The sequence below is a fragment of the Pseudoalteromonas sp. SR43-5 genome (assembly GCF_014163835.1).
Lineage (GTDB): Bacteria > Pseudomonadota > Gammaproteobacteria > Enterobacterales > Alteromonadaceae > Pseudoalteromonas > Pseudoalteromonas distincta.
In genome coordinates this window covers 19276-33785 of sequence record NZ_JACJEA010000041.1, presented here as the reverse complement: position 1 = coordinate 33785, position 14510 = coordinate 19276, and the positions used below count along the sequence as shown (strand labels likewise).

At 39.4% G+C, this 14510-nt stretch carries 10 protein-coding genes and 1 pseudogene; all 11 read right to left on the bottom strand.

What is annotated here, in order from left to right:
- Positions 1-1955 (bottom strand): annotated as a pseudogene (locus tag H5090_RS18655) (hypothetical protein); the annotation flags it as partial.
- Position 1956: 1 nt separating this feature from the next.
- Positions 1957-3075 (bottom strand): DUF4150 domain-containing protein, encoded by a 1119-nt coding sequence (locus tag H5090_RS18650; RefSeq protein ID WP_259395137.1) that lies wholly within the window; start codon positions 3073-3075, stop codon positions 1957-1959.
- Complete coding sequence (locus H5090_RS18645) at positions 3072-3971, bottom strand: hypothetical protein (protein ID WP_182696443.1); 900 nt, start codon at positions 3969-3971, stop codon at positions 3072-3074. The genes H5090_RS18650 and H5090_RS18645 overlap by 4 nt, the downstream gene beginning before the upstream one ends.
- Positions 3961-4992: a DUF2169 domain-containing protein gene (locus tag H5090_RS18640; RefSeq protein WP_182696442.1), complete on the bottom strand. Its 1032-nt coding sequence runs from the start codon at positions 4990-4992 to the stop codon at positions 3961-3963. The genes H5090_RS18645 and H5090_RS18640 overlap by 11 nt, the downstream gene beginning before the upstream one ends.
- On the bottom strand, positions 4982-6142 hold the full coding sequence (locus H5090_RS18635) for a hypothetical protein (RefSeq protein WP_182696441.1): 1161 nt from the start codon (positions 6140-6142) through the stop codon (positions 4982-4984). The genes H5090_RS18640 and H5090_RS18635 overlap by 11 nt, the downstream gene beginning before the upstream one ends.
- 4 nt (positions 6143-6146) lie before the next feature.
- Positions 6147-6563, bottom strand: a complete 417-nt coding sequence (locus H5090_RS18630) for a hypothetical protein (protein ID WP_182692323.1) — start codon at positions 6561-6563, stop codon at positions 6147-6149.
- Positions 6564-6580: 17 nt separating this feature from the next.
- Complete coding sequence (locus H5090_RS18625; protein WP_182696444.1) at positions 6581-8602, bottom strand: type VI secretion system Vgr family protein; 2022 nt, start codon at positions 8600-8602, stop codon at positions 6581-6583.
- Between the two features lie 25 nt (positions 8603-8627).
- On the bottom strand, positions 8628-11363 hold the full coding sequence (gene tssH / locus H5090_RS18620) for a type VI secretion system ATPase TssH (protein ID WP_182696440.1): 2736 nt from the start codon (positions 11361-11363) through the stop codon (positions 8628-8630).
- Positions 11364-11381: 18 nt separating this feature from the next.
- Positions 11382-12365: a type VI secretion system baseplate subunit TssG gene (gene tssG, locus H5090_RS18615; protein ID WP_182692321.1), complete on the bottom strand. Its 984-nt coding sequence runs from the start codon at positions 12363-12365 to the stop codon at positions 11382-11384.
- Entirely contained in the window at positions 12362-14080 is a 1719-nt protein-coding gene (gene tssF / locus H5090_RS18610) for a type VI secretion system baseplate subunit TssF (RefSeq protein WP_182696439.1), read from the bottom strand. Before tssF ends, tssG begins: the two co-directional genes overlap by 4 nt.
- Before the next feature lie 21 nt (positions 14081-14101).
- On the bottom strand, positions 14102-14509 hold the full coding sequence (gene tssE / locus H5090_RS18605) for a type VI secretion system baseplate subunit TssE (RefSeq protein WP_182692319.1): 408 nt from the start codon (positions 14507-14509) through the stop codon (positions 14102-14104).
- Position 14510 lies beyond the last annotated feature (1 nt).

Genomic DNA, 14510 nt, shown 5'->3' with positions numbered 1-14510 from the left:
GGTACTACTACTAATTCACCCTCGACCGAATCATATCTACCGATTAAGTCATTGTAATCAGTCCAATTTTGTGGATTAAAATAGCCTTTATTACTTCCGAATGATTTAGGATCTTCAGAGGCAATTACATTTTCTTTACTATCATAAATCGTTACAGCATTTGGCGGCGGATTTTTCACGCTTTCACGCAGCATTGCACGCCTTTGCTGCCTATTATTTTGCGTGCGTTTATAATTGGTAATGCCAATTACTGATGGGTTATCGCCTAGTACGGCCCCAGCTTGTTTAATATGTATATCTGCAAAGTCGCTAATTCCAAGTGCTTTATTATATGAAACCATCAAGTTTCTGATTTTTAAAGTGTGCGGTTTTAAAACGCCATTTTGATATTGACTTGCAACACGCCCCCAGGCGGCAGTTAAGTAGCCCACCGCATCTTTAGCTTTACCAAAAAACTCTTTTAAACCTTTATTTGCAAGCAGCGGTTCTTGCTCTTGCTTTTCTTCGATCAACTTTTCATGAATGCGCTTAAACTCTTCAAATCTAAATTTAGCTTCACCGTTATTCTTTTCTTTTGGTAAGGTTTTTAAAACAACACTACCGGGGATACTTATATCAAAATGTCCTTCAGGGATCATAAAACACTCAGATAGCCAGTTGCATTTCTCAAACGTGTTTTTTAAAAAGCTTTCAATTGCGCTTGTGGCTTTATTTATATTATTTTTACGCTCGTTTTCAGCAGGTAACTTTTCTTTCCAAGGCCTAAATACGCCAGTTGAAACATCGTCGATACTCAGCATATTTAATGCATTAGTAATAAAATTAAAACCAAATAAGTAGTCTACATTTTCAAGAGCTACCCAATCATTCATTACTGGGGCTAAACCAATATAATCACTTTGCTTAGACGTTAAAGCCGAATCGTTATTTAAGTCTTGTAAAAAATCAACAAACTCTTTTTGTGCAATAGGTAACTCTTTAAGTAGTTGTTCTAATTTGTCACTTGAAAGGTAGCTTTCTAAATAATCTTTATCTAAGTGTTTTGCTCCACTACGTAAAAACTTTGCACCAGAACTTAAGTCTGCATACCCCTCTTTTTTAGTTTTTATAGGGGTCATCGAAGTTCGATGTGGAAATATATAATGATCGCGCATCACTTTTTCATGCAAGTTATCATTTAACATTGCTTGATATGCAAGAACACCTGAATCATAGTGTTTCTTTTCTGTAAGCTTTTTATTTTCAAGCTGTAACTGTAAAAAAATCATTTGGCACTTATTCAACAGAGAAAGCGCAATCCCACCTGGGTCATGGATTGTAATTTGGCCTTCATTCTCTGCTGCGGCTAAATCAATCTGTTGACAGCGAGCACTCCGCAATGAATCTGCTAATCCTTGGTCTTCAACATGCGTAGGTGCTTTAGCGTTAGCACTTTTTTGTCGTGGATCATCTTTGTAAAAACCGCCGAGGCTTACAATATACTGCCACGACCATTGTGCAATGGAAAAAGCAACCTGTACTGTGGGTTCGGAGAGTGAGCCAGGCTCGCAATTTAAGCCGTTTATTTTCTTAGGCAGTAAGATAGTTTGGGTGACTAAACCGGAGTATGAACGCTCGTTTTTGCCAAATTCATTTGCCAAATCAACCTCAGATAAACAGCCGTTATCAACAGCTGCGATTTCTCGCCATAAATAGCCATTTACAAAAATATAGTAAAAACCATTTAAATTACTTACAGGTCGCTCGTCTTCTCCTAACACTTGAAATTGTGCAGATTTAGCTTTGCTTTTATCAAGCGACGCTTCGGTAAAAACTTTTGGTTTTACCGATATATACAAAGATTTATTTTCTTCACTAGGCTGATTATCTAGAGAAAATACTTCTGTATAACCAAAAGGTATATTAATGTTTCCACATTCACCTTTAACTTCAGAATCTAATTTAATCAACCCCATTTTAACCACCTACCGTAAAATTAAGAGACGCTTTATTACCACTTATGTGTTGCTTATCAGCTAAAGGAATTTTTTGCTCTGCAGCTCCCTGCGAAACCTTTATTAAACCTAATGTTGAATCATTACTATCAACCCCAGTTACCAGAACACTCGCTTGATGTGTTGTTTCAACACTTTTCAAACTATCCCTCACTTCCACACTTAACCCTCTTGGTGATGCGCCACCTGATTGCGCGAGCGGCATAGGTGGGGTGTTTTTTGAGTTTGAAATCATTAAGTCGCCTTGGCGCACTGCCGGTTTGCCTTCAATGAGTACGTTAAATGAGCCTATAATAAATTCTGCTTTTCCATCGTTAGTGCCGCTTATTATGCCTTTTTTGTTACCTGGCTTGTCGCCTTTACTCTTTGAAAAGTTACTTTTGATATTAGCCGCGCCATTTCCGTTAATTTTTACAGACCCAGCAACACTTGCTACATCGCTGGCCGCAGCCATATTTGCGTATGGAATAGGGATTACACTTGGCCCTACTGTGGTTAAACATACGTCTATGGTACTTAATTTACCGCCGCTTTTTTTGTGTACCGCTGTGCGGCCATTTATGAGTACATTTTGCCCTGACACTGTGGTTACTTGCGCTGCTTGCGATTGCGCATCTTTGGTTAGCTGCTCTTGAGTGCCGGCTTGCCACCCTAAGTGACTCGACACTAAGTCTAAAAATGCTTGGGCATTGGTAATAGGTTTATTAACATCCATATCTGTTTGTGGTTCGTTCCACGGCAAGATGGGCTCGTTTTTTTCATCGTCCCATTGTGGTGGCGGAATTATATAGTCGGGTATGAAGGTATTAACCATTTCGCCTAGTGTTTTATCGCGGTATTTTGGGCGTGCTATTTCATCTAAAAAAGCAGCTTCACCGGCATCTCTGTCTTCAAATATAGCAACATTACTGGCTTTACCTAACGCGCCGTTACTTCGTGCACTATTATTGAGGGCTAATAGCGTTGGGTTATTGTGTCGCCATGTTAACGACCCGCCAGAGCGAACATCGGCGGTTAGCGCGTCTATATCGTATTGCACACTGCCTGTTTGTTTACCTGCGGCTGCATTAATGTATGTCATGAATTTTCACTCCTTGAAATTTTTATTAATTGCTCATTGGGTGAATTAAATAATAAAAACACATGATTTAACCCTTTATTTAAAGGGTTATTTAAATAACTGTTTGTAAGCACTAAACCAGTTAGGTCGTTTGCAACGCCTTGATAGCCAATAGTATTATTTAAGTCGGCAAGCTCTATTAATTCGTCTTCTGGGCTATACAATGCTTGTGTATTAGCAAACCATTTTTTTTGCCATGCTAACGACTGCTTACCTGCAAAGAGGTAAGTATCATTAACACACGCTTGTGCTTGGTTAAGCTGTTCTTTTAACTCGCCATTAAAAAGCTGTGCTTCTAGCCCACCTTGACCATGTATAAGTAATGCACATCCACCTTCTCCATTAATTATACCCGGAGGGCCATTTAGCACTTGCACATCGTTATTTTTTGCTTGCTCGCTCACATACTGGTAACTAACACACGAATCTACTGCAATTATTAACGTATCTGGGGCTATATTTTTAAAATCGATAGTTGTTGTTTGTATAAAATCAGGTATTTGCTGAGAGATCACCTCAGCTAAAAGCTCATTGAGGGTATCGTCACTTATTACTGGGTTGTTTAATTCATCCTGTGGTAATACAAACACTATTTGACTTATGCGGGATGTTTTTCTGAGGGTTGCAATATCAATATTTTCGATAAGCTGGCTTAGTATTAGTAAGCATTTAGTTTGCCTATCGAGTTGAGCAAGCTCTTCTATTTCTACCATTATGTAGGGGGCATCTAAGCTTATATCGCAACGAATAAGTGCTTTGCTTGGTTTAGAAAATAACATTTGATTCGCAACAGCGGTATATAAGCTACTTGGTTTACACCCTGTGGCATTTATATGGCAAAGTACATCAAACTTCATTGTTGGCTTCCCTTTTTGCCACGACTAACTGACTATTTGCGCCTACGTGTATAGCATCAATGCTGCCACGCCATAATAAAGAAAAGCTTTGCGCGTCAGAATCAATAATTAAGGTGTCGCAGCGCATATTAATTGTATGCCTGTTTAATGTGTTAACCAGCTGTACTATTGGCTCTTCAAATGGAATCTCAACTCGTTGGTGCTGCCCATATTCTTGTAACGGGTATAACCCTGAAAGTGAAAACGCCCACCCTTGTGAAAACTCTTTTTTTACTCGCTGATCTAGCGGTGCCATATTATTAAAATGTTCATCAAGCACTGTTTTAAACGGGTAATTGCCAGCCATAAGTGCTTTTTGATCAATGTCGGGCATGAGCTCTATACGCGGTGACCAATGTGATGGTATAGCTGAAAAGCTTGCAACTAGGGTAGTATGGCTCGGTTTACGAAGTAGTTGGTTTGCGTATTCAATGCAAGGTAATTGCTGCCCTTTTGCTTGTTTGTTTTTAAGCTTAAACCCTCTCCCTATCGGATTTTCAAGCAGATAATTAGACTCATCGTTAAGATCTTTTCCACCAAAGGCATTGCTGTAATTAATGGATGTAGGCTCAATAATATTCGGATCAGTTGCAACAGGCCCAAGTAAAGAGCGCTTCCAAAAGCGTGCGCCAGTTACACGTAAACGCTTTTTAAACAGTGGCTGCGTTTTATCATGAAGGCCAAGCTCGACTTCAATCACTCGCGCTTGTTTGGCTTTAGGTGGGTAGGCTGTAAAGTCGCCATACACTTCAAATCCATGCTTAAAAGCAACTTGTTCGTTTACTTCACTCAGTGGAGAATGTGCGGGGTCGCCATCGTAGTCATCCGCTACAACAATATCAGGCCCTGGCTCGTTCGGTGTTACATTGCCCTTTTCGTCAAACTCAAAGCTTTGCTTTACGACAACCACTTTAGCCAGCGTACGATCACTCAACCAACCATCAAAAAAACTAGCCTGCCAAGGAGAAAAATTATTCAGCACTTGGGCTCTCCGCTATAACACTTTGCCATTGTTTGGCGCTCAGTAATACATGGTACAAACCACAGGCCTTTTGCAGTGAATAATGCGGTGCTATTACACGTTGCACAACTTCTCCAGCAAGCATTTTTAGTTTTTGTTTTGCATTACTGTGCAAAAAGCTAATGCCGTTTAATAATTGATCCCCGGGCATTAATGCAAACGCTTGTCTTGCATGCTCTGCATCGTCAAGGTTTATGCCGCTATGTACGTTTTTTTCGTTATTTGATTCCACTACAGTCACTTTGTCAGCTTGGGCAAGCGGCCTATCAGTTATTGTTAACCATGCTGCATATGCTGGTTTTTGCGTTACCCCATGCGCCATTAAATTAATAAATAAAGGCAATGTGCGTTTGTATACAAAGTGGCTTAGTACATGCTGGCAAAGCCCAGGGTTAGCTTTACAAAATAGAAGGCAAGGTTCATCCCAGCGCGGATCATTAGTAAGCCCAGCTAAAGCAAGCAATTTTGCTTTTTTATTGTCATCATTTGTTTTAGCAAATACTTTAAACAGCATGTCTGATACGTTGTCTGCGTTATTACAGTAGGCATTTACAAGTGCTGCGTAAGCAATATCAAAGTTAGCATGTAACATTGCATTGGTAAGCTCTGTTTCGCTTAAGTGCTGTGAAAAAAGTAAAGTAATTGCGTTACTATCAAGCTCTTCTTTTTCGTTGAGTACACTGTTGCGCAGTGCTTTATTATCATCTAACTGCCAATAATCAAGTAAGTGCTGTAGTACACTGTAATAACTTAAATGTTTGTCCGACTTTAAAGCTAAAAAAGTTTCGGCGCTGTTAAGTTCACTTTTTAAATTAAGACTTTGTAGCAATAGCGTGTAGATACTGTGGTGCTCAGAGTTTTCTGTCGCAAAGGTAATAAATTCATCAAGCGCTAAATGGCTTACTTGTGTTAAATTTTTACCTGCAAAGTAATCTGTGGGTGCATCACTTTTTAAATCGCTGAGTGTGTATAAATGATTTAGTAATTGGCTTTCAATTACATTGAGTCGCGCAAGAGGATAAACACCTTGCGTTTGCAGCTTTTGTTTGTGTTTTAATAAAGTAGTTAAGCGCTGCTGATGCTGCTTAACCTTAGCGACTTGAACAAACATAGTATTAATTAAGCCTAATTGGCCAGCCAGCCAAGGTAAGATCTTGCTCGCTATTGGCTGTTATATCTCGCCCTTCGAGCACTATCGTCCCGTCGGCAAATACTTCTATAGTCCCTTTAGCGGTTTGGAGGCTAATACTTTGCTGCGCTTCAATAGTTATGTGGCCTTGACTATTTTTAATGAGTGCAGCGGGCGCTTGATCTTCACTTGCAAGTAGCCCTGTTACTATAAAGCCTTGTGCAGTGTGGGTAAGTAGTACTGTGTCGCCCACTTGGCATGGTGTTATGTGCGCCGCTTGTGCTACAACACTCTGTTCGTCGTTATTTATTGTAACGCCTTTAACTCGGCCAAATTCATCAACTTTACTTACAGGTGCAAGTTGCTGATCGTGATTAAATATACTTTTAACTTTAGCGTTCATTAAATTACTCCTTTAACTTAGTTGTTACTAATTGCACTGCCTTTAATTGCTATATTAGTGGCACTTAACGTTATATTAGTGGCATCAATTGTAAGGTTACCCGCAGCATCAATTTCTATACTTGCACCACCTTGGCTTAACTGAATTGAGCCTTGCCCATTTGCTTTTATAGTAATATTTTTACCGCTATTTAGTTCTAAATCACCTTGAGGTGCTTGTAGCTCAAGGTTGCCGTCTACCGAGTAAACGCTAATATCTTGTCGTGCTTGCATTTTAAGCTCATCAGTTGCTGTGAGCTCTAAGTTACCGTCAGTCGCTTGAATACGACTATTTGAGGCTGAGTTTAGAGTTAAATCCGCAGCCGAGGTAACTGTAATATCTCCCTCGCGGGTTTGAATTTGCAGATTGTTTTCTACTCGGGTTGTAAAATTATTAGCGACTGTAAAATTTGCGTCGTTCTCGGCAATAAACTGTAGGTTTTCTTTCGCTGAAATTTTAACATCACCATCAACAGACTTTAACATTGCCTGGTGCGCACCATTTGTTGCATCGAGTATTAATTGGTTTTTATTATTTTTATTGGCAAGGCTTATTTTTTCTTCGCCTTTTTTGTCATCCATTACAAAGCTGTGCCCAGCTTTAGTTACTAATTTATTTTCAGTTGGGTTTTCGCTTGTAACAGGGTTTGGCGCATTTTCATTATAAAGGGCACCTAAAATGATAGGCCTGTCTAAATCACCATTTTCACCACACACGAGTACCTCTGTACCTTGTGTTAGTGGAAAATGCATACCGTGCCCACTGCCGCCGTAAGGTTGCATTAAACGTGTAGGACGGCTTTCTTGGCCCTCCCCATCTTGATTAAATGGTAGTTTTACTACGTAGTTACCTTTGTCATCAATTTCTTGCTCAATTAATGCATTAAACGTAGCAAATACACGTCTCGCTGGCATTAAGGGGGCTTTATAAGGCTGGTTAACACTAATTAAATAAGCTTGGTTTTTATACGTTAAGCCCTTTACATTAGAGCCGTATTCAACCGAGGCACTTTGGCTACCTTTGTGCTCTACACGCGTCACTAAATACTGACCATCATGCTCTGGGTGGTCATAAATATTTAAACGCATACCAGGGCGAAGTGCCCTGCAGTCTGTGTCTATTATTATTTGCTCACGTTGACAATCAAACGCTTGCTGCCTGATAGTTGCTAAGTCTTGCCCTTCGTTTGATTGCCCGTAATTATCACCGTAATGACTATCTTCACCAAAACCAATAACTGACGCACTGTTATTTTTTGAAACTTGCAAATTACCCGGAGCTTGGTAGTTGTAATCATCCAAGTGTGTACTTTGCGGAAATAATTGGGCCTGCCTGCTTATAGCAAAAATTGACTCACTCGTTCTTACTTGCCCAGATGGCGGTACATAGCTTAGGTTTATTTCATCAAACTCTTGCGCTATACCATTTGAATCATTGCAAATATACAATGTACATTCACCACTAGTTTGCTCTACAAAGCTGTACACAAAACCGTGCTTACGCATTAAGCGTGTTACAAATTCGTAATCAGTTTCGTTGTATTGCACGGTCATATCGAGCATGGTTGAGCTTGCTTGTACATTTAACTTTTGCGCGGGAAAACCTACTTTTTCAAACACACTCGAAATAATTTTACCTGCATCCATAGCAGTAAATACACGGTTAGAATGCTGATGCTTAAGTAATGTTAAATGAGAGCTCATGATCAAAGTATAGTGATACCCCTGATGACTTTGACCATGCGCTGTAAAACCGCTAATTAACCCTGAAATAGTGCGATCTAACATTGACCACACAAGTGACAACGAAATATCTTTGCCTATTAACATCTGAGATGTTAAATGTTCAGGGCTCAATACTTGGATTTTAAATTCATAGTCTTCACATAAACGATCGTCCCTAGACTCAAAGTCAGTTACATAGACCATTCCGTCAGGCATGCCCTGTATAGCAACACTAAAGTGACTTTTATTGGCCTTGAGTTCGTTAAATATGTCCATGAATCCCATTTTTACATCCTTTTATTTAAGCGTTATCTGCAAATGTCGCTGTAATTTCGTCTTGTTCGTCAACAGCCAGCGTTAAAATATCAGGCATGTCTTCTTCTGCCATAAACTCTAAAATTGATTTAGCGATACCAGGAAGTATTTGCTGTTCTATAACCGCATTTACCATACGTGCACCACTATCTGAAAGCGTACACTGAGTAGTCAGTTTTTCTAAAACACTGGCATCTACTCGTAGCTGCATTTTGTGGTTTTCGTGTAAACGTGTGGCAATGGCTTCAAGTTTCAAGCTAACGATAGACTGCAGTGCTTCTGAATCAAGCGCTAAGTAAGGTATAACTTGCATACGGGCAAGTAAAGCAGGTGCAAAAAAAGCAAGTAACTGCGGCTTAATTAAATCTGTCAGCGCAGCGATTGATGGTACTTTCCAAGGCGTTCCGTCTTCATTAATAGGTGCTTGCGTTGGATTTAGCGCTTCGTTAATAGCTGCTTCTTGATCGCTTTGCTGTACTTGTTCTTCCTGATCATCTTGAGGACTTAGGTCTATAACTGTAGGCGGTGTACATGCATCGATTAACTCTGCCGATCCTAAATTAGATGTCATGATAATTACAGTATTTTTAAAGTCTATTTCACGTCCTTCACCGTCACGCATGGTGCCACGCTCAAACACTTGATAAAACATGTTCATTACATCTTTGTGTGCTTTTTCAACTTCATCAAGCAAAATCACTGAATATGGGCGCTGTCTTACCGCTTCGGTTAAAACACCACCTTCACCATAACCAACATACCCTGGTGGTGAACCTTTAAGTTGCGATACGGTGTGCGACTCTTGATATTCACTCATATTAATAGTGGTTAAAAATTTATCACCACCAAATAACTGTTTTGCTAAACAACGCGCCGTTTCTGTTTTACCCACGCCCGATGGACCAGCTAGTAAAAATACGCCTAGCGGGCCTTCATCGTTGCTTACGCCGGCTTTACTCACTCTTAGTGTTTGCGCTATTTTAGCGAGTCCTGTCTGCTGCCCTATAACTTCTTGGCTAATTGTGGCTTCAAGATTAATTAAATTACTAATCTGATCTTTTACCATTGCCCCTACTGGCACACCGGTCCACTGTGAAATAATTTGCGCAACAGCATCGGCGTCTACTTCACTAAATAAGCCGTTGTCTTGTGTATTTTGCTCTTTTAGTGATTGGCGAAGTGTCAGTAATGATTCGCTATCAAGCTCTTGATCAGTTGCCTGCTTTATCTCGTTAATTTGACTCAAAGTCGAAATTTGAGATTCACGCGAGTGAGTAAGTTGCGCCAATTTATTTTGTGCAATAACCAGCTCTTCAACTAAATGGGTAAGCTTATCTTTATCAACGACTAAACCTTGTCCTAGCTCTACATTGAGACTATTGATTCTGGTTTCTAAGTAATTAATGTGCTCACGCTCAGACTCAATGGCAGCTGGGTCTGTAGCAAACGACATACGTACTCTTGCCGCTGCGGTGTCTAATACATCAATAGCTTTGTCTGGTAATTGGCGACCTGTTATATAGCGCGACGATAAAACGACAGCAGCTTCTATAGCGTCATCCGTAATTTGAATATTATGATGCTCTTGATATTTATCTTTTAAGCCTGCAAGCATTAATTGAGCCGCTTGCTCTGTTGGCTCATCCACTTTAATAAGCTGAAAACGGCGCTCTAGAGCAGCATCACGTTCAAAATACTTTTTATACTCGCTCCATGTTGTAGCAGCAACGGTTCTTAATTCTCCGCGTGCTAATGCTGGCTTTAATAAATTTGCTGCATCACTCATGCCCGCATCGCCACCGGCACCAATTAAAGTGTGCGCTTCATCAATAAACATAATTATTGGCGTAGTTGAATTTTTAACTTCGTCGATCACCGTTTTTAAGCGGCGCTCAAATTCACCTTTAACGCCGGCACCTGCTTGCAATAACCCCATATCAAGCACCAATAAGCGTACGCCTTGTAAATCACTTGGTACTTGACCATCAATTATGCGCTGGGCAAAACCTTCAACGACTGCTGTTTTACCTACACCTGGGTCACCCACTAAAATAGGGTTATTTTTTCTTCGACGGCATAACACATCGACCATCATTCTAATTTCGTCATTACGACCCAACACAGGATCAATTTTACCCTGTTTTGCTTTTTCAGTTAAATCTTCACAGTACTCATCAAGCGCAGCTGTACCGTGCGATGAATCTGTTTGATTTGCAGACTTTGATTTAGCTACTGGGTTTAAACGCTCTGAAGATTGCTGACAAATTTTATCTAAATTTTCAGCTAAAAAGCGTGAATCTATTTTATCTAGTAAAGCAGGTAATTGAAGTACAGGGCTGTAAGGTAATAACTCTGTTAATGAATCAATAAGCGCAGCACCTGTTATAAAATCACTTTTATGCTGAACATTAGCACTTAACCATGCACGCTCTAGCCATTCGTATAAACGACGAGAAAATGTAGGCTTACTTTGATTACCGGCAGGTTGTCTATTTAAAAAGTCTAATAGCTCATGCCATACTTTGTCTTGATTAATATTAAAGAAATAAAAAATGTGCTCAAGGTCACCATTACTTCCTTCTTCCATTAACTTAATAAGTAAATGCTCAGGAAGCACTTCAAAATGACTACGACTACTCGCAAACCCAGCTGCTGATTCAAGTGCTGTTGCGGTGTGGCCATTTAATTTATCTATGAGTTGTTTTATGCCTTTAGCATCCATTTTTTTATCCTTAATTCCTTAGTGTTTATACTGTTGATGGCTGTAGCTATGTGTTGTTGTATTTGCAGCTGCGGCCCCTAAATATGAATTATGTCCAAGTACTAGCGGTTGCTGACCTAAAGCTTGTTCGGCAACAGCCTCATTAGCTACTTTTATTTGGCAAACCCACTCTACATTACTTGGTAAATGCGCAGTCAGAAGTGCAGCCATTTTTATACCTTCTTCGCTTCTTGGCGTTAAACTCATGGCTGTATCACTATTAACTGGACCTATATCTATTGTTAAAATACTTCCGCTAACTAATACCTTCGTTCCAAGTACTGCAGAGCTGCCTAAAACCATTTGGTTTTCTTCGCCGATTGAACTTGGTGTATCTATTTTTTGCCAATTTGCTCGTGTGTCGTCAACTTTTAGCGTGTCTATATTTAAACTATGTTTAAGAAGCTGCGCTAAGCCAGCAGCGCTAGTTTGCTTTAAACTTGCAATACCACACTGAATTTTTTGATCAGTTTTTCCCAGTAAAATAGATTCAACTAACCCATCAAATTGGCTCGCGCCTCTGCCTGCTATATTAATTTGCGACTTTTTCCAGGCCTGAAAAAGTTGGCAATAAAGTACATGATTAAATATATCTAAAAACTGACGAACGCGGTCACCGCTTTGCTCATCACTTGCTGCTTGCTCTAATACATAGTGTGGCATGGGTGCATCCACACCATACAAACCTAAAAAAGAGGTCGATAAGCTTAATCTTCCTCTGCCATCATTCTCTAATACACATTCGCGTACATCAGTAGCCGGAAAACCAAGCTCTTTAAAAGGTTTAAAAACAACTCTGTTACTAATCCCTTGCTCTAGCTCTTGAGGTGCGGCCCAATGTTTTTCTATTAAGCTCATCGCTTTAAATAAGTTAAACCGCCAAGGCTGCTCAATAAGTAGCTCTATTGGCGCGGGTAACTTAGACCAAATAGGGTGCGCATGATTTTTATCAGCGTAGCTCATAGCTGATAACTCTTACCCGGTTCAATATCCCAACTCCACGATTTATAACTAGGAATTGCATTAACACGCGTTTGTACGCTTTCATTTATAGGGGCATACATTAAAAAGAATTCATGTAATACATTACAAAAATGATATAAATCAGCATCACCAACAAATTTACTTTCATCAATATCAATAAGTACATCAACACCTTTGATAAATATTCCGCGTTTGATTTGGCTGATCGGCGTTGCTGTTATTTTTAAAATGCTTTCAATTCGTAATCGATTCTCGGCTTTATTAGACCAATCAAATAACACTAGTAATCTTTTTAGTTCTGTAACTTGCGTAATTTGTGAAAACTTTACATTTAATAAGCTAATAAGCTGCCAGTGTTTTGGCTGACTTGGACATGCTAAATAATTAGTTGGGCGTATAACATTTTTAACCTCAACGATGCTCGGCATATCTTTTCCGCCTTCGTTCAAGTCTCCCTCTTGCAAAAGTTGACGAGGCCAACCTGCATTAAAAGAGGTTAAATCAACTGATAGAGTTTCTTTTTCATCTTCTAAATTAAAAGGAAGTTGTAAATAATGAGTCGGGGCTGCTGCACCTACGTCTTTTGTGAGCACAGTAAATAGCTTTTTTTCATCTTCAAATACGCTTTGATAACGGGGAGTGTAATCATACGATTGTCCCGTTATAGAGTTTCGACCTGCAACTGCATCTACCGTATAACTAAAAACATGATCATAACGTGCCTGATCTGCACTTATCATATAGTCAGTTCTGTTTGGCTCTATTTTAATTGGCTCTGCTGCTTGGCTAAATAAATTAACTGCTGGCACGCAATTGATTAAAATGTTCTCTTTACTTAACTGATGACCTGGCGGTAATTTATTATCACCCCTAAATACGATTTCAAAACGGTCAATATGCTCAGGAAACTCTTCGTCTTTTAAACCATCAAATGTTAAAAAATAAAACCTATCTTTTGCATTAAAATAATCAAGTAATAATGCATATCCTGGATGGCTTTTAGCCGCACTAGGCAGTAAAGCGCCATCTATATCTAAATAAGTAGCGCTGCAACCTTTTGCTTTTAACTTTTTATTGAACTCAAAATGGTTAGCACCAAAATCAAGTTCTGCTTGTTTATTAGGTGTTTTCAATAATTGGAATAAAGCACTGCACAATGGTGTATCACCACGTAAATAAAAGTTTAGTTTAGATAAATCAAAATTACTGCGTTCACCTTGGCATATAAACTTAAGCCCTATTCGTAGCTCTGCACCTAAGTGCGACTCTTGGTATCTAACATGCTCAACATCTAAAGGAACAACGTCTAAACCGTGTGTTGTGCTAAAAATTATTTTTTTATTATCGGCCTTTGCTTTAGGCGGATTAAGCTGTAAACCTTTTGAAATAGAATGTGTTTTTTGCATAGCCAATTTAGGTTTAAATTGCACCACAGTACTAGAAGGATAATAACTTAGGAGTATTGGACACAGTTGACGCAGCACTTGCTCTGAAACTTCAGGTACTGACTCATCTAAACGCTTTTGAGTATGGGCAGTTAAATACGCTACACCTTCTAATAAGCGCTCAATATGAGGGTCTCTATCTTTTAATGCATCAATGTTAAGCATTCCTGCATGCTCGGGATAAAACTGAGCAAACTGCTTACCAGCTTGGGTTAACAAGCGCATTTGAGCATCAAAATATTGCTGCATTCATCAATCCTTTAAATAAAATTAGTTAGTGTTTTTTGCATGTTGTATAACGTCTGCTTTACCACCAGATTCAAACCGAGTATTTAACTTGATACTTTGCCCGCTCGTTAAAAAAGCTTGAATATCTAGCCTTATTACACAATTATCTTCTTTAATTTCTACAGGTGTTACATTTGCATACCGTACGCGAGGTTCGTACTTTTCTATCAATTTTTTAACCTCAAGCGCTAACGTGTGTTGCGAGTATGGTAACCCCTCATAAATATCCTCTACATCGGGCAGACCATAGTCAGACAAGTGCTTCAGCACTCCTCTTCTTGCATTTAAAAGCTCATTTAAATGTTTGCAAACACTGACTTGCTCATCAGTTTGAAAACCATGATGACCATTACGTGTAACTGGTTGAGTTAAAAAATCGAATAACGCCATA